This is a genomic window from Anabaena lutea FACHB-196 (assembly GCF_014698305.1).
Classification (GTDB): Bacteria; Cyanobacteriota; Cyanobacteriia; order Cyanobacteriales; family Nostocaceae; genus Anabaena; species Anabaena lutea.
This window is the reverse complement of sequence record NZ_JACJST010000002.1, coordinates 412,921-432,123: the sequence shown is the minus strand read 5'-3', so window position 1 is coordinate 432,123 and position 19,203 is coordinate 412,921. Positions and strand designations below refer to the sequence as shown.

Below are 19,203 nucleotides of genomic sequence, written 5' to 3'. Positions count from 1 at the left end.
ATATACTGTAGCTTTTTTATGTAATCAGTATTTTTCTGTTTTTAAGGATGGTAATTCTTATTGCTCTTAACTAAATGTACATCACAAGTGTCTACATCTTGGAGGAGATCTTGAATTACCCGTTGGGAAACTGGTTCTATCCAATCGGGGGCAATTTCTGCCAGTGGAACCAAGACAAAAGCTCGTTCAGACATCCGGGGATGGGGAATCTGAAGATTTGGCTGATCTACGATTATGTCATCGTATAACAATAAATCTAAATCTAAGGTTCTAGGACCCCAACGTTCTTGACGCACACGCCCAAACTTTTGTTCAATTGTTAACAAAGTCTCTAACAATGCTTGAGGGAATAATTGTACTTTTAAGATGGCACAGCCATTCAAGTAATCCGGTTGGGGTGGACCGATGGCTTTAGTTGTATACCAACTAGATTTGGCTTCGAGGATAATGCCTGGAGTTTGGGCTAAAGTCTCTAGAGATGCTTCTAAGATTTTTTGGGGATCACCCATGTTACTGCCAAGAGCAATAGCACTTCTCTTAGAAACGCTATGCGATCGCCACAATTTTGGAGACAGAGTTGCGCTCTCTAGGTTGGCTCTGATCGCTGTTTGTTTATTGGTTGCAGGTGTTTCCAATGGTTTTTATATTCCCCAAAATTATTTAATAATCGGAAGAAAGCACGTTAACTAACAGGTTGGGAAAAAACCAGAAGTCAGTACTGAATTAAGTTGATTATTTATGGGATATTATACTAGCACTAAGGTTTGAGGCTAACGCCAAATCAGGTCATGATATTTATGTGGCAACGACTTTGAGCAACAGTCAACAAATACAAACAACTGTGACGAGGAGAAACTGCTTTTGCCACTTGGGAATCATCACAAAAAAGAGGAGTCCAGACATGACAACTTACCACAGACCATGTTGGTGAAAGCAAAACAGTTACTGAGCCAGATGACCAACATATCATCTGGGATGGTTGCCAGGATTGGTAAGAGCGATAAACCCTTTTATCGTCGGATTTGGTTTTGGACAGGTTTGGGTTTAGGTGGCGGAATTATTGCTTTTAGTTACGGCATAGGTTCTATAGATCGCTCTTTACCCGATAAAGCTGAACTGAATGCGGTAGTGCGAGAGCAAACACTGACTATTAAAGCTGGGGATGGAACTATTCTCCAACAGCAAGGAGAAGCAACGAGGGAACAGCTGAAGCTAGAACAAATACCAGATAACTTAAAGAAAGCTTTTATTGCTTCAGAAGACCGAAGATTTACACAGCACAGTGGGGTAGATACTCAAGGTATTATCAGAGCCGTTGTGAATAATTTGCGATCGCAAAATGTGGTGGAAGGTGGTAGTACCATCACCCAACAGGTAGCGCGAATTCTCTTCCTCACCCAAGAACGAACTCTCTGGCGCAAACTCAAAGAAGTTCGTTTGGCTCAAAAAATGGAGCAAGAATTAACCAAAGACCAGATTTTAGAACGTTACCTAAATCTGGTTTATTTAGGTTCTGGAGCCTACGGTGTGGGAGATGCCGCCTGGGTATATTTCAGTAAATCGGTAGATCAACTCACTTTGTCAGAAATGGCAACCATTGCCGGATTAGCCCCTGCTCCCAACATCTACGCCCCAGATAAGAATCCCAAAGCGGCAATAGAGCGGCGAAATCTGGTTTTGCAGCGGATGCAGGAAGATAACGTAATTACACCAGAACAAAGACAAGCTGCAATTCAGGAACCACTGACTGTTAACAGTAGTTTACCCAAACGATTACAAGTCGATTTCCCTTACTTTACTACCTACGTTCAGCAGGAATTGCCCAAATATGTTTCTGCCGATGTATTAGCAGGAGGAGGGTTAGTAGTAGAAACAACCTTAAACCCCAATTGGCAAAAAGCAGCCGAAGAGGCAGTTGCCAAAACTTTAAGAAATCAAGGTAGATGGGAGAATTTTAAAGAAGCAGCTTTAGTAGCCATAGATCCCCGCAATGGCGAAATCCAAGCAATGGTAGGGGGTAAAGACTTTAGTAAAAACCAGTTTAATCGAGTTACTCAAGCACAAAGGCAACCAGGCTCGACATTTAAGGGTTTTGTCTATGCTACTGCGATCGCTACAGGTAAGAGTCCCTATGACAGCTACTTAGATCAACCTTTGGTAGTAGATGGTTATGAACCAAAAAACTACAACGAAAAATTCTATGGCTGGATGAACCTCAGAGATGCCCTGACTCGCTCCATCAACACAATTGCCGTCAGGGTATTAATCGATGTAGGATTTGAGCCAACCATCAAACTTGCCCATGAGATGGGAATTAAATCCGAACTTAAGCCGACTTATTCTTTGGCTCTCGGTTCAAATGAAGTTAATCTCCTGGAATTAACCAGTGCTTATGGTTCTTTTGCTAACCAAGGATTACATACAGAAGTTCATGGCATTCGTCGGATACTGAACCGTCAAGGTGAGGTAATTTGGTCTGCTGATTTCCCTTCTAAACAGGTCTTGGATGCAGATAGTAGCGCCATTATGACCTGGATGCTACGCAACGTAGTCTCACAGGGAACTGGTGCCGCCGCCCAATTAGATGATAGACAAGTTGCTGGGAAAACTGGTACTTCCGATGAATCCCGTGATTTATGGTTTATTGGTTATATTCCTCAAGTCGTAGCAGGGGTTTGGCTAGGTAACGATAATAACCGCCCAACCTATGGTAGCAGTAGCAGCGCCGCTTATACCTGGCATGAATTTATGGAAAAAGCGGTGGAGGGTATGTCTGTAGAAAAGTTTCCTGCCCGTCCCAAGTTGGAAGATCGTAAAGGGACAATTACAGCCAAGCCTATCAAACCGAAAAAACTTGTCAATGTCTCGGTTTCTAATAACGATGAAAAAACAGATGAGGATAATACCAGCAATTCTGATTCATCTAGGAGACGCAGACGCAGAAGACGAGATACGCAAGTAGAAGAGCAGTCATCGAACTATACCCCCAGACGCAGAAGACGTTACCAACAACAACAAGAAGATACCACTCCTAGAAGAAGACGGCGCGATCGCTCTCAAGAATCAACCAGTAATTCTGCTTCAGAATCATCTCCTCGTTCACGTCGGCGCAACAGAACCAGAAATAATGGTGCTTCTAATTCTTCACCTGCTGTAAATAATGGTTCTTCTTCATCTGTGCCTTCTTGGCGGGAGAGACTTAAACCAGGTGCTTCTTCTGAATAATTAAAATCCCCCTCAACATCTTTTTTCACCCTCAAATGTCAAGTATTTCCAGCTAGAGGGGGATGTAAGTGACAAGCTCGTTTTATACTTTGTTAAGAAGTGTTACCTCAAAGTAGGAGAATATACTCGTGCATTTATTACTTGAATCAGCAGCGCCTGCTGCCGCAGGCCCACATTTCCCATTAGCTTTTACTTTGGTGTATGTAGTTGGTTTTATTGCTGCTGTCACCATTGGCTCAATTGCTTGGTACAACTCAAAACGTCCCGCAGGCTGGGAAAGCAAAGATCGTCCTGACTTTGTACCCAAGATTGATAAAGAGTAAGGTTTAGTAATTGGGAATCGAGGATTGGAAATTCGATTTTGGATTGCTGATTTTAGATTGTATTTAAGAGACTCCAATCTAAAATCTAAAATCTAAAATCTAAAATTTTCTTCCCCATTCCCCATTACCTTAATTTTGAACCTCAACCCAACGACGGTAAAGCTTTTGAATTTGTTTAAGCAACCCCATATGAGCCGATTGGCTTGACTCATGAGACTTGCTTAACTCCTCCAAGGTTGTTAGCAGTCTGGCTTCTTCAATTCCTACTTCACCGTCACTGTAAATTAAGCCACTGATGGCTTCAATTAAATTTTCACAATCTTCCAAACTAGGGCAATCGCCTAGATACTCCCGGACCCATTTATAACACTCTTTTGGCTGTACTGGAACTAATTCATACAACCAAGGCTTAATTTCCGGATCGTTAGCCAAGCCTTTAGCCTGGGCTATTTCCCGTAAATATTGCCTTTCCTCAGGCTGGATTCTGCCATCAATCCAAGCGGCTCCAATCAGGATTTTAACTAAGTTTTTTACATTAGAATGAGTAACCATTGCTGCCTCCTCTGGTAGATTGCGGCTTCAATCAAATCGTACAATCGTTAGCAGTATTCACTCTGAATTATTGGTTTTTCTTAAGCGCACCATGAAAAAGCCATCCATATCCTGTTGATGAGGCCATACTTTCAAGCAGCCTGAACGCTCACTATAGGCAGAGTATGGTAACTCCAGCTTAGTAGGAGGCTCAATTTGCCAAGCCGGATAATCAGCTAAAAACCTGGAAATTACTTCCTCATTCTCCGTTGGATGCAGTGTACAAGTTGCATAAACTAGAAATCCACCTGATTTGACAAAATTAGATATATGTGATAAAAGACTCAACTGGAGTTGAGAGAGTTCCTTGACAGATTCTGGTGTCTGTCGCCAACGCGCATCAGCATGACGGTGCATAGTTCCCAAACCAGAGCAGGGGGCATCTAGTAATACACGGTCAGCAGTTTGGTAAAATTGTGGTAGATTACGGCTGTCACCAGTGCAGATTTCGATAGATTGTAAATTCAGACGTTGAGCATTTTCTTTGAGTTTGCGTAGCCGAGAAGCAGTTTTGTCGCAAGCCCAAACCTTACCCCTATCTCCCATTAACTCAGCAATATGAGTTGTTTTACCCCCTGGTGCAGCACAAACATCAATCACCACATCACCAGGTTTGGGGTCAAGCAAATAACCAACTAATTGAGCGCTACTATCTTGGACAGTCCACCAACCTTCACGGAAACCAGGTAAATTTTGAATTCCGCCAGTATTACCAATTAACCGTAAAGCTTGAGGTAAATGGGGAATGCGACTCACCAAAACACCAGCAGAATTAAATGCTGATTCAACTTCTTCTAAGGAACTGCGAAGAATATTTACCCGCAAATCAATAGTTGGCGTTTGATTCATCCACGCACAGAGTTTTTCCGTCTCCTCAAAACCCAATTGTTCTAACCACACCTCAATTATCCAGTCAGGAAAACTATATAAAATACCCAACCGTTCCACCGGATTTTCTGGTAATTTCAAAGGGTCTGGTGATGTTTCAGCAAGACGTAAATACTGACGTAACAACCCATTGACAAAACCTGTGAGTCCAGAAAAAGCATTTTCTTTTGCTAGTTCAACGGTAGTGTTCACAGCCGCAGAAGCAGGTATTCTTTGTTGATAACGTAATTGATAAAAACCAATATGTAAGATAGTACGGAGGTCTGGTGGTTGCTGCTGGGCTTTTTTGGTAGCGATTTGGTCAATCAGAGTATCTAGGGTGCGTTGTCTTCTCACACTGCCATAGACTAATTCTGTCATCAGGCGACGGTCATGATCGGGTAACTTTACTTTTTGCAACACACGATCTAGTGCCACATCAGCATAAGCACCTTTGTGAACTTCTCTGAGAGCAATAAAAGCTAATTGACGGGGATTTGTCATGATATGATAGATTCAAGAATAGAATATTAAAAATACAGCGAATTGTAGGTAACTTAAGTACAAAATAGAAGTTAAAAACCATGCATCAACAAGGTTTTACTTATGTAGACTTTTCTTTTGCATTAAGAGGATGTTTGAAAAGTATTGCATGAAACCAATCAACCCCAAACCAAAAACCTAACCCCCCTTTCCCCCTTCCCTACAAGAGAATGGGGGTTTCAAAGTCTCTCTCCTCGTAGGAGAGAGGTTTGGAGAGAGGTTTTTCAGTAAATTTTTAGACTTCTCAAACAACCTCTAAGACTTGTCAAGTCTAACACGCTATGGCATGAAGTTAAAGTTACTAAAATTGTTTCTAAGATTGTTATTTATTGGCTATGATAGAAGTCAAAAAATCAGTAACTGAAATTGGATTTAGATTACCATTTATTCTTTTTGAACAAGTAAAAGCATGGGAATATTCTATAGATCAACTCGTATTTGAAGAACAGTTAGAAACAGGTTCTTTTAAAGGTAAATTTCGAGTTAGTCCAGCTATTTTACCGATGATGCATATGGCACAAGAACAGGGAAAAATTATGCCCTATTATGGTGCCGGAGGAAGTAGTGGATGTTGTATTTATTCTTTTCAAATTAACGATGATAAATGTAAATTTCAAGTCCACCATTCAGTAGCAGGTGAATTTTTAGTTCTTGATTTAGAAATCAAGAAATTAGATCCTATTGAACCTCTGGTAAGAAAGACAGAAATTCAGTTTTCATTTTTACCATACGTCACTGACGAACCACTAGAACAACCTTGGACTGGTGAAAGAAACCAAACACTTATCTGTAAAATTTTTGACCAAGAATATGAAAATTTAAAACAATGGCAACACTGGGTAGATGAAGAAGCCTTAACATCAAGATATATTTATCAATTTGGACAAGTGAGTATGGGAGCAACAGGTTTTTCCATCAAAGTTCAAGATACTAAAACCGGAAATATTGTTGATATTACTGACTATGACAATTGGTAGTTTTACACCATGTTTTTCAGATTCCCGACTTCAGAGGGAAGCCGGGAGGCGTTTTAAATATTTATAGAAGGGTCTATACTATTGAATTCAAGCTCACAGGCTTTAGAAACTACTTCTAGGGGTAATTTATCAAAACTGATTAATGGTAAATAATCAGGGTTACTTGTCAACTCCTGAGCTAATAAATACCCAGCAATTGTCCAGGTTTGATACTTCCTAGCTTGTTTACCAATTAGTCTGCCTTTTTTACCATCGTAATATTCTGGCCATTCATCTTCACTGAGTTTAGCTTTAGCAATTTCAATAGCTTTTTTTGCTAAATGAAGTTTCTTCGTCTTCACTGCTGCTGCTGCTAACATCCACATCAAAACAGGCCAGCTACCACCATTATGATATGACCAAGGTATGTTTTTCGGATCACATCCTGTTACAACTCTATATTCTTCACCTTGTAAAGCGGGATAACAGATTTTCATCGGCATATCTGCGACTAAATCATCCCATCGTTTTTCAATGAGATTCATAATTGCTTGAGACTGTTCTTCAGTAGACAAATCAGAAATTATCGCCATCAAGTTTCCCAGAGTAAAGAAACGAGGATCTAACTGTGATGGACCGACATTTCCAGCAAAATAGCCGCCTTTTTTGGGTAGCCATTTGTCTAATTCATCATAATGCAAAGAATCTGCATAAATATTGAAAAGATTGACAGCAGCTTTTCCGTACTCTTCACCTTTAAAGCGATAAATTGCATTCAGACGATTAATATCTATCCAATAATGCTGACGAATATGACCACACAATAGAGGTAATCGATTATCAATTGCTTCTACTATATCTTGATTGCCTTTACAAATTAGAAGTTCTCTCGCTGCACGTAAGGCCGCAAAAAATAGAACTTGAATTTCTAGAGGATGTCCATAAATACCCATGCGTCTATCTATCATACACGCGCCATCAGGAACTAATAGCGTTGGGTACATATCAAAACGATTAGCCAAACAGATATCCATAATTAACCTAATTCCGGTTTGGAATTCAGGTTGATAAGCAAGGGAAGAATCGTTAGTAGCGACTACATAAGCACGTAATAAAATTAGCCACCATAAACAAGAATCAACGGGTGTGACTCTAGCAATAGCGTGTTCTCCAAAATCAGCTTCTAAAAATTCTTCCCCATTTACAGAAACTACTTTGAAACTAGCTGGAATTAATCCTCTACCTGGTTTATAGGCATCTAATGCCTTTTCTTTAGGCTGTAACTTTAATGTTTCTTCTAGGAAATTTTTGACAATATCTGTTCTGCCTTTAATCAAAAAAATTAAAGCGGAAGAAACAAAATCACGGACGAAGCATTGGTCATAATTAAGGGCTTCTACAGAAGGATCATAAGCAGCTAAAGTACCTACAGGAAGACCTTTATAGTAGAGAATTGAATTCTCTAATACTTGCCATGCTTCCTTTTCTATATTGTTATTTGTGTCTAATTTGTTTAGTTGCATTACCAGACTAACTCCATTTACATAGTAGATTTGTTGGGAGTAGATGCACCTTTAATTATTCTTTATGCCATTTTCATCATAACTTTGAAATAGCAAATATCAATGCAGTCAAATCCTAAAACTCACGCGATATAAAGCCATGACTGCATAATCTTTAGCAGCTTTTTCAATGACTAAAAATACACACCCCTTGTGTGTATAATATCCTAACTATAGTATATATACTTAATCAGGAATTGACTATTGAGATGACAAAATATATTATTCCCCTACAGACTAACAATTTATAACGTTTTTTATGAATATGCAATATAAACGGTCAAAAAATTGGGGGATTAATACTGATGAAGGTATATATATTCTACACTAATAACCATTTAAAAATAGAGCTTATAGTAGCAAAATCCCCAAATTTTCACTGCTTAATCAATTATGTGTGCTTAATTGCTGCTGAAACTTTTGATATGCCTGATTAACTGCTTGCATGGCAGTTTTAGCACTAGGCAAACTGTTAATATCAGGATGATATAATCTGGCTAATCTCAGGTAGGCAAGTTTTACCTCTTTAGGATGAGTTTTAGGTTCTACACCTAAAATTTCCCACCATTCCCCTGTTAAGGATAAATTATCACCGCTTTGAATTTGTTGCCAAATCTTGATAGTTCCACCTTTACCGCCAACAAATTCATTTCTTGGCTAATAGCAAAATTCAGCTAAAGTGGAATCAATCGCTAATTTTTTAACCCAACATAAATAAGTCAAGCTCATCTATATTGTGAATAATATCCGCATCAGGAACGCCGTATGCTTCAGCTAATTTAATACTAGCTTGCTGTCTTAATTCAAGGTTTAAATTAGCATCAAAAGCTGCCTGAGCTAGATTACCTAATCTTTCATAAGTAGCGATAAGATGAGCAACAGTAGCCTTGTAAGCCTGATCTATTTGAGCAAGGAATTTTTGATAATTTTGCTCTACTTGCTTGCATAGGTTTGTATCTACTCCTAAAAAATCTTTACAAAAATCAGAAACCATACGTCCAGCAATTGTACCAATAACTGCACCAACAACAGGAAGAGGAATTAATGCTTGTCCTATAGATGCTCCAGCCGCTACTATTGCCGAATCTGCACAAGCAAATAAACTTAATTCTACAAACTCTTCCGAAGAAATTTCACCATGATTCAAACTACTAACTAAACTAGCAACTTCTATACCAGCACTGACAAATGCACCAGCTAAAGGAGCAGACATTTCAGCGAAATTAGTTAATCCATAAATTGCCGTTGCTGATATACTACTAAGTGCAGCACTTTTAGCTGTATCTATTCCAATTTCTTGCCAGTCTTGAAGTGTTAACTCACCTTTAAAAATATTTTTTCCTTCTCTATATTTACCATAAATTTTAGTAGTAAATCTAATGCTACCTCCAATAACCGCACCTTTTACAGCAACTCGACCAAAATCAGCTAAGTTAGGTTGAGATTCTGCACGTATTTTGTCTTTAATTTCTGCGTTATCCTTCTTTAATTCTTTTTCATGACGATCTAGTGTTTCATCCACTTTATTTATTTGTACATCTGAATAGTTAGATGATGCTGGTTGAACAGTTTGATTAAAAGGACGGCCAGACATCTGTTCTATATTTTGAATTTTTTCTTGTATATTTTGATATTGACTTATATCATCACCTTTCAAAATTTTTTGAATTTCTTCATACTGGTTTTTAGGAATATGGTAAAAAGAGCCGTCTCTTCCAAAATTATCATATTTCTTCATGTGTTCAATAATATGATCCAGGGTATTTCCAGTACCATTGATAAATTTAGACTGTACCTGAATCCCATTAATTAAATAATCTTCTGGTGCTGTTCTCCCAACTCCCTCAAATGTAGCGCGAGGAGTAGAAGAATTTAACAAAGATTTTGCATTACGAATACCAACTTCTACTTGTTCTGCAATTTCACCATGTTTTGTACTTGCATTTCCTAAAATATTTTCAGGAGTAGCTAAAAAATCACGAACTTTATCAACTTCTTGAATAGCAGCAAAAAAGGCGTGATCTTGCTTACTGAGTTCCGCCGCTATTTGTTCTGCTTTATGTATATTATCTTCTGCTACAATTGCAGCTATAAATTGAGTTGTTTGATGTTTATTTTCCAAATTATCCATATACAAAGCCTTTTATTTTTCAAGTTACAAAATAATTGAGCTACCAACAAAAAAAGGTTAGTAGCTCATAATAAATTCACAAATTATTTCTACAGCTTTAGGTCTACTGTTTTCTTGAGTAACTGACTTAGTGCCTGTATAGAATTAATTAACGCCCCAAGTCTTTGTTGTAAGGACTGACTAAAGCTACTGTAATCTTTAGGCGCATTTTGTTGAAAGTATTTAATTTCGGTGTAAATAAGGTCAGCTAGTCTAACAGTTTCTCTTTCAAGTAATTCTACTTCTTGCTTTGTACTGTTAACTTTAGATATAGAAGTTTCTAGTTCCCAAGCACGACTATTAGCTTCTTTACCAATTTTCTTATTTTCATGCTCTAAAAATAAACCGCCACCCATTAAACTTGCCCCTCCTATAGCCCAACCAACAGGACCAGCTAATGCGAGAAGTGTATTTCCAGCAGCCATTCCACCACCCCCAGCAGCTACAGTACCCCATCCTAACCAAGCTAAAGCAGCATTAGTAGCCGCAGCACCGGAAAGAGAGGAAATTGCTACACCTGTTGATGCTGTCCCAAAAGTGGTTGCAAATGCCATAGCAGCCGTTGGTCCGAGAACAGCTACTCCTGCTCCTGCCATCACACCAGCACCAGCAGTAGAACCTGCGACTAATTCTGTGTTTGGGTTGGCATTAATTAGTTCCCAATCTTTGCCAGTAATTTCTTTAAGTTGAAATTTCAGAGCAGCAACAACTTTGTTAAATTCTTTTGGTGAATTTGCCAGTGTATTTATGTATTGTTCGCATAATTTAATAGTTTCAACACCGCACTCAACTCGTTTTTGATAAAGATTTGCAGCCGAGTTTTGTAAAGACTTACAGGCAGTTTCATAATTATTCGCTGCACGGCGTAGTCTTTCTTGAGCTTCTTTTCTGAATTTCTTTTTAAACATTGATACTCCTAATAGATGAACAAGAAAATTAGTTAATTTTCTAATATTTTATAAACATAGTATTGTGCGTTTTTTATTTATAAATTTTTGTACCTTTAATTGTACCGTACTGTCAAAGTATTTAACATACGATTTTCTGTATTTACAATAGTAGAATTACTGTATCGCAACATCCAGTTACAACAAAACTTATATAAAATTACTTAAAAATATACCCGACATCTTACCTACCCATCGAAAGTCATTCCGCGCTCTTCTCTGCGCCTCTGCGTCTCTGCGCGAAACAAAACTCTTATCCAACTCAAAACGCCAACTTCACATCCCCTAACGGTAAGGTAATAAAAGCCATATTTAGTAAAAATAAACAAAATAAATGACATCCATAGATTCCCACAAAAAAGCCAAAGCCCTCAAACCCGGAAGCGTGCGCCCCGCGAAAGAACTTTGTAGCGAATGCGGACTATGCGACACCTACTATATCCACTACGTCAAAGAAGCTTGCGCCTTCATCACCCAAAGAATAGACGAACTAGAAACCACTACCCATAACCGCCCCCGCAACCTAGAAGACGAAAACGAACTTTACTTTGGAGTTCATCAAGAAATGATGTCCGCCAGAAAACAACAACCCATAGAAGGCGCACAATGGACAGGAATAGTTAGCAGTATAGCCATAGAAATGCTCAATCGTGGCTTAGTGGAAGGAGTTGTCTGTGTCCAAAACACCAAAGAAGACCGCTTTCAACCTATGCCCATCATAGCGCGAACCCCCGAAGAAATACTAGCAGCGAAAGTAAATAAACCTACCCTATCTCCCAACCTATCCGTATTAGAACAGATAGAACAATCAGGAATGAAGCGGTTATTAGTCATCGGTGTAGGTTGTCAAATCCAAGCATTACGAGCCGTAGAGAAAAAACTCGGCTTAGAAAAACTCTATGTACTCGGAACACCATGCGTAGATAACGTTACCCGCGCCGGACTGCAAAAATTCCTAGAAACCACCAGCCGTTCCCCCGAAACAGTAGTCAGTTACGAATTCATGCAAGACTTTCGAGTCCACTTCAAACACGAAGACGGTTCAGAAGAAACAGTACCCTTCTTCGGCTTAAAAACCAACGTTCTCAAAGATATCTTTGCTCCTTCCTGTATGAGTTGCTTCGATTACGTCAACTCCCTTGCGGATATAGTCGTCGGGTATATGGGCGCACCCTTCCGCTGGCAATGGATAGTAGTCAGAAATGATACAGGCAAAGAAATGCTGGAACTGGTGAAAGACCAACTCGACACCCAGCCAGTTATGTCTCAAGGCAACCGAAAACCCGCTGTACAACAAAGCATACCAGCTTACGATCAAGCCGTTACCTTACCGATGTGGGCAGCGAAATTAATGGGAGTAGTGATAGATAAAATTGGCCCCAAAGGACTGGAATATGCGAGATTTTCCATAGATTCGCACTTTGCGAGAAATTACTTGTATGTAAAGCGGAATCATGGGGAAAAATTAGAAGCTCATGTACCGGAGTTTGCGAAGCGGATAGTGGGACAGTATAAGTTACCGGAATGATAGCTCACGCAGAGGCGCAGAGACACAGAGAGTTTTCAGAGTCCGTTGACTACTCGTGTGATGCCGTCTTTGATGAGTGGGACGTTAAAGTTAATTAGTAGTCCAACTTTTTTATTAGCAAGGCGTAGATAGGTTAATAGCTGCTTTTTGTGTACAGGGTGGATAGTTTCCACTGATTTGAGTTCGACAATCACCTTGTCTTCAACTATCAAATCAGCACGGAAACCCTCCTCCAAAACCACACCCTCATAGATGATGGGAATAATTACCTGTCTTTCCACCTCCAACTTTCGCCTCCTTAACTCAACATCCATAACCGTCTCATACACCGACTCCAACAAACCAGGCCCTAAAGAAGTGTGAACCTTGTAAGCCACATCAACAATCACTCCCGAAATCTCATTCTCAATCATACTCTCTGTGCCTCTGCGCCTCTGCGTGCAAAAATCTTAATTCATGCCTCTCCCACAGCCTCAATAGCCGCTTGTAAAGCTATAGATACATGAGTCCAATGAGTCCCCCCCTGGCAATAAACCACATAAGGTTCTCTTAATGGACCATCTGCCGATAACTCCAAGGTACTCCCCTCAATAAATGTCCCCCCAGCCATGACTACTTGGCTCTCGTACCCCGGCATATCGTCGGGTATGGGGTCTAGATAAGAACCTATGGGTGAAGACTGTTGGATGGCTTTACAGAAGGCAATCAGCTTTTTAGCAGAACCCAATTTAATCGCTTGGATAACATCTCCTCTGGGTGCTAAAGGTGCAGGATTGACTGGATAACCAAGTTTGTCAAATACATAACCTGTGAGGTAAGTTCCTTTCATGGCCTCACCTACCATCTGTGGTGCTAAAAATAACCCTTGGAATAAGAGGCGATTTTGGTCAAAGGTAGCACCCCCAGCACTACCAATACCAGGTGCTGTTAGGCGACAAGCAGCCGCTTCTACTAAGTCAGCCCGACCGGCAATATAACCACCAGCACTAACTATTGTCCCCCCAGGATTTTTAATCAGTGACCCCGCCATTAAGTCAGCACCTACGGCTGTGGGTTCTTGGGTTTCTATGAATTCGCCGTAGCAGTTGTCTACAAAGCAAATGGTGTTGGGATTTTGCTGTTTGACTATATGGACTATTTTTTCAATGTCGCCAATCGACAAGCTGGGCCGCCAAGAATAGCCGCAGGAACGCTGAATTAACACTAACCTAGTATTATCAGTAATGCTAGTGTTTAATGTTTGCCAATCTACTGTTCCTTGAGAACTTAACTCCAATTGTCGATAATTTATGCCAAAATCAATAAGGGAACCTTGGCCTTGTCCTCGCAAGCCAATCACCTCTTCTAGTGTATCGTAGGGAGAACCGACCACTGCTAACATCTCATCCCCAGGACGGAGTACACCAAACAGCGCACAGGCGATCGCATGAGTTCCCGAAACAAACTGCACTCGCACCACCGCAGCCTCGGCAGCCATCACTTCGGCAAATACTTTATCTAAGGTTTCTCTTCCTAAATCATCGTGTCCGTAGCCACTTACGCCTGCAAAATGGTGTGCGCCTACTCGGTGATGACGAAAGGCATCTAATACTCGTTTAAGATTATGCTTGACCTGAGCGTCAATACCAGAAAAAATCTCTAATAGTGCCTGTTCTGCTTGCCGCAGCTGTTGTAAGCTGTTCATCGTTTCCTCATCCAAAAAATTAAAATATACATATGCGGATTTTAGGATCGCGCAGATTAGGCTGAACAATTTCTATTCAGGTTACTGCATGACAATTGCTACTTCTAAACCTCAAGTTAACTGGGTTAACACCCTATTTTTCGTTGCACTGCACGTCGGCGCTCTGTTCGTTTTGGTTCCTAGTAACTTTAGCTGGAACGCCGTTGGTGTGGCATTATTTCTCTACTGGGTGACTGGTGGTTTAGGCATTACCTTGGGATATCACCGTCTTGTGACCCACCGCAGTTTTCAAACTCCCAAGTGGTTAGAGTATGTCCTCGTTATTTTTGGGACATTCTCCTGTGAGGGCGGACCGATTGAGTGGGTAGGTACACACCGTATCCATCACTTGCACTCGGATACAGAAAAAGATCCCCATGATTCAAATAGAGGTTTCTGGTGGAGCCATATGGGCTGGATGATTCATTTCGCTCCGGCTCACGATCAAGTTCCCCGTTTCACTAAAGACATTATCGATGACCCAGTTTATCAGTTTTTACAGAAAAATTTCATTTTCTTACAAATTGCTTTGGGTTTAGCACTATTTTTCTTAGGTGGCTGGTCTTTTGTCGTTTGGGGAATTTTCTTTCGGATTATCTGGGTTTACCACTGTACCTGGTTGGTTAACAGTGCTACCCACAAATTTGGCTATCGCAGTCATGAATCTGGTGATAAATCCACTAACTGCTGGTGGGTAGCTCTACTAGTATTTGGTGAAGGTTGGCACAATAATCACCACGCCTTTCAATACTCAGCCCGTCATGGCTTAGAATGGTGGGAAATCGATATGACTTGGATGACAATTCAATTGCTGCAATTACTTGGCCTAGCTACAAATGTAAAGCTGGCAGACAGAAAGCAGTAACCCAACACTATTAAATAGTCACATGGTCAATAGTCATAAGGTCAATTATTTATTGACTGGCGATTATTGACTGTTGGCTTGTGGAGATTAATTCATTTTCTCCAGACACTACAAAATTTTTTCTTCATTTCGGAAATTTTTAGCAAATTTTTTTTGTCCGTGCGTTACGGTAACTTAGCTTGCTATAATCCGAAGAATTAATGTTACAAAACTTTGCGAATAGTTACTTTTTAGTGACTTTGTAAGGGATTTTGTTCTTTTTCAGGTATACATGACTACAACAATTAACAGCCAGATAAATAACGTCTCTACTGACTTTGGTAATTCCCAACTGAAGCTGAAACATATTATCAAAAGTCTGCCAAAGGAATGTTTTCAGAAAAATACTCGCAAAGCTTGGACACAAGCTATACTTAGCCTCTTCATGGCTGGCTTCGGCTACTTTTTCCTGGCAATTTCTCCTTGGTTCCTCCTACCTTTAGCCTGGATTTTTACAGGAACTGCTTTAACAGGTTTTTTTGTGATTGGACATGACTGCGGTCATCGTTCATTTGCTAAACGTCGTTGGGTAAATGACTTAGTTGGGCATTTCTTCATGATGCCTTTAATATATCCATTCCATAGTTGGCGTATTAAACATAATTATCACCATAAACATACAAACAAGCTGGATGAAGATAACGCTTGGCATCCTATCAGACCAGAAGTTTTTCAAAGTTGGGATAAAACCAGACAGTCAGCTTTTGTATTGTTCATGAAGAAACGCCTCTGGTGGGTAGGTTCTATTGGACATTGGGCTGTTGTGCATTTTGATGCCCGAAAGTTCCAACCAAAAGAACAATCTAGCGTCAAGCTTTCTGTAGCTGTCGTTATCATATTTGCAGCTATCGTTTTCCCCACACTCATTGCTACAACTGGTATTTGGGGATTTATAAAATTTTGGTTTATTCCCTGGATGGTTTACCATTTCTGGATGAGTACATTCACAATTGTTCACCATACAACCGCAGATGTTCCCTTTACAACAGCTGATAAGTGGAATGAAGCTTTAGCGCAGCTATTTGGGACAATTCACTGCGATTATCCTCGTTGGGTAGAAATTCTTTGCCACGATATCAATGTCCACGTCCCCCATCATATTTCTACTGCTATTCCGTCTTATAATTTGCGGTTGGCTTACAGCAGCATTAAAGAAAATTGGAGCAGTTATTTACATGATGAGTGTCAGTTTTCATGGTCTTTAATGAAGCAAATTACAGACGAATGTCAACTCTATACAACTGATGTTGGCTATAAGACTTTCTCAGAACATTACGCAGGGCAATGAATTAATAATTCAGGATGATTGTTAGGACTTTAACTTTTATCCTCTTTACCTGATCTATGGCAATTCTCCACGCAGAAATAGTCTGAGGGAAATTGCCAGCTTTTACCTGCTTTTAAGTTGGTTAATTCTGAAAATTTTCTCCAATTTGGCATAGATTAAGGTAATATCAATTACCAACGAAATAAGTTCCGCTTTACATCAAATCACCAAATCCAGTGCAACTAGATACAATCAATTTAAAACAGTCAATTAGCTCTGAATCATCTGAAGAAACAACTAAGTTACCCTTTACCCTTCAGGACTTAAAAGCTGCCATTCCTGCTGAATGTTTTCAGCCTAGTGTGATTAAATCACTTTATTATTTCTTTCGTGACATCTTGATTATTGGTCTGCTTTATGCAGTTGCTAATTATCTAGATTCTTGGTATTTTTGGCCAATTTTCTGGCTAATGCAAGGAACAATGTTTTGGGCTTTGTTTGTAGTTGGTCATGACTGCGGACATCAATCTTTTTCTAAGCATAAATGGTTGAATGATTTAGTTGGTCATCTCTCTCACATTCCCATTCTAGTTCCTTATCACGGTTGGCGAATTAGTCACAGAACTCACCACAAAAATACTGGCAGCTTGGAGAATGATGAAAGCTGGTATCCCATATCTGAATCAGAGTACAATGCGATGCCTTTATTACAAAAAATAGGGCGTTTTTATCTGTTCTTGTTGGCTTATCCAGTGTATTTGTTTAAGCGTTCTCCGGGTAAAGAAGGCTCTCACTTTTCACCCAGTAGCCCGCTTTTCAAGCCGTCGGAAAAATGGGATATCATTACTAGCACCACACTCTGGATTGGCTTTGTAGCTTTGTTAGGTTTCCTTACCTACGAATGGGGTTGGATGTGGTTGTTAAAATACTACGCTGCTCCCTATATTGTGTTTATCATTTGGCTGGATTTGGTGACATTTTTACATCACACTGAGCCAGGAATTCCCTGGTATCGTGGAGAAGAATGGACTTTCCTGAAAGGTGCGATTTCTAGTGTTGATAGAGATTACGGTTTTATCAATCATATCCATCACGATATAGGTACTCACGTTGCTCACCATATCTTCCTAAATATGCCTCACTACAATTTGTTGAAGGCAACTGAGGCGATTAAACCAATTATGGGTGAGTACTTCCAGGAATCGAAAGAGCCTGTTTGGAAGTCTTTATGGCGTTCTGCTGTCAGTTGTCATTTTGTTCCAGATACAGGAAGCAAGGTTTATTATACTTCACACAATAAGTAAATTATCCTGCTATTGCCCCACAGATTTCTAGTCTGTGGCTATATAAATGAAGTTCGCATGAGCGGACTTTTTTTGTTTCAAATCGTCTACTTTTGGTGTTGAAATCTGGGAATTATCTTATTTATTCACTATTAAAATCTGTGAATTTTTTAATCTATCTAACCACTTTTGTAAATAAACTCTATTTGCTTTTTTTTCATCTAAATCTTGAGTATCAAGCGAATAAGGTAATAATCCTAAAATCGCTGCTGTGGTTACGCAAAACATCGACTTTTGAAAACTCATACAAATTTTTACCCGCAAATCATCTTCACCCCGAAGACTGCGACGATAAATATTATGTAAATATTCTGGCAAGTAATGGCGCATATCCTGCATTAACAAGGTGGGGGGAATACCTGCACCACCAATAGGCAAAGGGTCTGCGTATAATGCACCATACTCAAATCGAGATTGATCTGGTGGAATTTGATATGCTTGGGCATTGTAGGAAACTACGCCCATGAAAGGAGTTCCTCGGAAGAAAATAGCTTCTACATAAGGTATTGCTGTATCGGCAAGAAAAGTTAAACCTGCTGATTTGGGAATAATGTCATAGACTTTATCCCTAATTTTGACTGCATAAGTAATTGGCTTAACTGCATCTGCTACTAAAGCTGTTTTAATGTGATCTACAACTTGGGGAATTGATTTAATTTCGCCTTGATCATAACGATCTGATAGGCTCAGAAACATATCTGCCATCACCCGCCAAAATTGACCCAAACCAGTGTAATAAGCAGAGACGCGTAACTGTTCTATTAAAAAGTCTGGAAACAGTTGATTCAGTCCCTGCATTAAGGGATCATTTTTCAATTTAGCAGTAATAACAGCTTTAGCTAATTCTTGAAATTCTTTTGTGTCTAGATATGCATCTAATCCCCCGCCACCATGCCACATCATGGTTTTCATGCAATATTCAGCATACTCAAAATTAATTCTGTCATGCCACCAGTGATGGAGTAATTTTGAGAACGAAACTTTACCATTAAAGTATTTAAAAAAGGGAAAAATTACTAAAAACTGATGTTCGGCTATGTAAATGAGGTTTTGGGAATAAGCATCTAAAACTACACCATAGCTTTTAAGAATACCAACTACTTCCAAAACATTTTCTGGAGTATCTTTAAGTAACGCTTCTCCATTTTCTAAGCGTTGAATATATTCCGATAAAGGGTGATTTACAGGTTTATTTTTAACATTAAGCATTACTATTTCTCCAGATAATTAAAAATAAATAAGGTTGAGGGAAAG

General features: G+C 39.6%; 17 protein-coding genes. 7 read left to right on the top strand and 10 right to left on the bottom strand.

The genetic code is table 11. The features are described 5' to 3' along the window. Positions 1-41: 41 nt before the first annotated feature. Positions 42-575, bottom strand: a complete 534-nt coding sequence (gene folK, locus H6G59_RS04060; protein ID WP_277924618.1) for a 2-amino-4-hydroxy-6-hydroxymethyldihydropteridine diphosphokinase — start codon at positions 573-575, stop codon at positions 42-44. A gap of 346 nt (positions 576-921) precedes the next feature. Here folK and H6G59_RS04055 point away from each other — a divergent pair, with 346 nt between their 5' ends. Together H6G59_RS04055 and psb35 are read left to right on the top strand one after the other, a co-directional pair. Beyond that, positions 922-3,225, top strand: coding sequence for a transglycosylase domain-containing protein (locus H6G59_RS04055; RefSeq protein WP_190711931.1), 2,304 nt, complete (start codon positions 922-924; stop codon positions 3,223-3,225). A 128-nt stretch (positions 3,226-3,353) separates the two neighbouring features. Next, positions 3,354-3,548 (top strand): photosystem II assembly protein Psb35, encoded by a 195-nt coding sequence (gene psb35, locus H6G59_RS04050; RefSeq protein WP_127054427.1) that lies wholly within the window; start codon positions 3,354-3,356, stop codon positions 3,546-3,548. A gap of 129 nt (positions 3,549-3,677) precedes the next feature. Here psb35 and H6G59_RS04045 read toward each other — a convergent pair whose 3' ends face one another. Both H6G59_RS04045 and H6G59_RS04040 read right to left on the bottom strand, forming a co-directional pair. Beyond that, positions 3,678-4,100 (bottom strand): tellurite resistance TerB family protein, encoded by a 423-nt coding sequence (locus H6G59_RS04045; protein WP_190711863.1) that lies wholly within the window; start codon positions 4,098-4,100, stop codon positions 3,678-3,680. A 57-nt stretch (positions 4,101-4,157) separates the two neighbouring features. Further along, positions 4,158-5,510 carry a 16S rRNA (cytosine(967)-C(5))-methyltransferase gene (locus H6G59_RS04040; RefSeq protein WP_190711862.1) on the bottom strand — a complete coding sequence of 451 codons (1,353 nt, stop codon included), beginning with the start codon at positions 5,508-5,510 and terminating at the stop codon, positions 4,158-4,160. A 374-nt stretch (positions 5,511-5,884) separates the two neighbouring features. Between H6G59_RS04040 and H6G59_RS04035 the strand changes: the two genes are divergently transcribed. Further along, the gene (locus H6G59_RS04035) at positions 5,885-6,526 is read left to right on the top strand and encodes a hypothetical protein (protein WP_190711861.1); all 642 of its coding nucleotides are present in this window, start codon (positions 5,885-5,887) and stop codon (positions 6,524-6,526) included. Between the two features lie 53 nt (positions 6,527-6,579). Here H6G59_RS04035 and H6G59_RS04030 read toward each other — a convergent pair whose 3' ends face one another. The 4 genes from H6G59_RS04030 to H6G59_RS04015 all read right to left on the bottom strand — a co-directional run bounded on the left by H6G59_RS04030 (position 6,580) and on the right by H6G59_RS04015 (position 11,145). Further along, positions 6,580-8,028: a glycoside hydrolase 100 family protein gene (locus H6G59_RS04030; protein ID WP_190711860.1), complete on the bottom strand. Its 1,449-nt coding sequence runs from the start codon at positions 8,026-8,028 to the stop codon at positions 6,580-6,582. Positions 8,029-8,454: 426 nt separating this feature from the next. Continuing rightward, positions 8,455-8,625 (bottom strand): J domain-containing protein, encoded by a 171-nt coding sequence (locus H6G59_RS27220; protein ID WP_339327924.1) that lies wholly within the window; start codon positions 8,623-8,625, stop codon positions 8,455-8,457. Positions 8,626-8,767: 142 nt separating this feature from the next. Next, on the bottom strand, positions 8,768-10,198 hold the full coding sequence (locus tag H6G59_RS04020; protein ID WP_190711859.1) for a hypothetical protein: 1,431 nt from the start codon (positions 10,196-10,198) through the stop codon (positions 8,768-8,770). A gap of 89 nt (positions 10,199-10,287) precedes the next feature. After that, positions 10,288-11,145 (bottom strand): hypothetical protein, encoded by an 858-nt coding sequence (locus H6G59_RS04015; protein ID WP_190711858.1) that lies wholly within the window; start codon positions 11,143-11,145, stop codon positions 10,288-10,290. 373 nt (positions 11,146-11,518) lie between these two features. Here H6G59_RS04015 and H6G59_RS04010 point away from each other — a divergent pair, with 373 nt between their 5' ends. After that, positions 11,519-12,712 carry a Coenzyme F420 hydrogenase/dehydrogenase, beta subunit C-terminal domain gene (locus tag H6G59_RS04010; protein WP_190711857.1) on the top strand — a complete coding sequence of 398 codons (1,194 nt, stop codon included), beginning with the start codon at positions 11,519-11,521 and terminating at the stop codon, positions 12,710-12,712. 35 nt (positions 12,713-12,747) lie between these two features. On the opposite strand, the gene H6G59_RS04005 is transcribed toward H6G59_RS04010, so the two are convergent. Both H6G59_RS04005 and H6G59_RS04000 read right to left on the bottom strand, forming a co-directional pair. Continuing rightward, positions 12,748-13,125 (bottom strand): GxxExxY protein, encoded by a 378-nt coding sequence (locus H6G59_RS04005; RefSeq protein WP_190711856.1) that lies wholly within the window; start codon positions 13,123-13,125, stop codon positions 12,748-12,750. Between the two features lie 41 nt (positions 13,126-13,166). Then, positions 13,167-14,396 (bottom strand): methionine gamma-lyase family protein, encoded by a 1,230-nt coding sequence (locus H6G59_RS04000; RefSeq protein ID WP_190711855.1) that lies wholly within the window; start codon positions 14,394-14,396, stop codon positions 13,167-13,169. 88 nt (positions 14,397-14,484) lie between these two features. Here H6G59_RS04000 and H6G59_RS03995 point away from each other — a divergent pair, with 88 nt between their 5' ends. The 3 genes from H6G59_RS03995 to H6G59_RS03985 all read left to right on the top strand — a co-directional run bounded on the left by H6G59_RS03995 (position 14,485) and on the right by H6G59_RS03985 (position 17,910). After that, on the top strand, positions 14,485-15,300 hold the full coding sequence (locus H6G59_RS03995) for an acyl-CoA desaturase (protein WP_190711854.1): 816 nt from the start codon (positions 14,485-14,487) through the stop codon (positions 15,298-15,300). 271 nt (positions 15,301-15,571) lie between these two features. Then, entirely contained in the window at positions 15,572-16,627 is a 1,056-nt protein-coding gene (locus H6G59_RS03990; RefSeq protein WP_190711853.1) for a fatty acid desaturase, read from the top strand. A gap of 215 nt (positions 16,628-16,842) precedes the next feature. Then, on the top strand, positions 16,843-17,910 hold the full coding sequence (locus H6G59_RS03985) for a fatty acid desaturase (protein WP_190711852.1): 1,068 nt from the start codon (positions 16,843-16,845) through the stop codon (positions 17,908-17,910). A gap of 117 nt (positions 17,911-18,027) precedes the next feature. On the opposite strand, the gene H6G59_RS03980 is transcribed toward H6G59_RS03985, so the two are convergent. Beyond that, on the bottom strand, positions 18,028-19,158 hold the full coding sequence (locus tag H6G59_RS03980) for a CO2 hydration protein (RefSeq protein WP_190711851.1): 1,131 nt from the start codon (positions 19,156-19,158) through the stop codon (positions 18,028-18,030). Between the last annotated feature and the right edge of the window lie 45 nt (positions 19,159-19,203).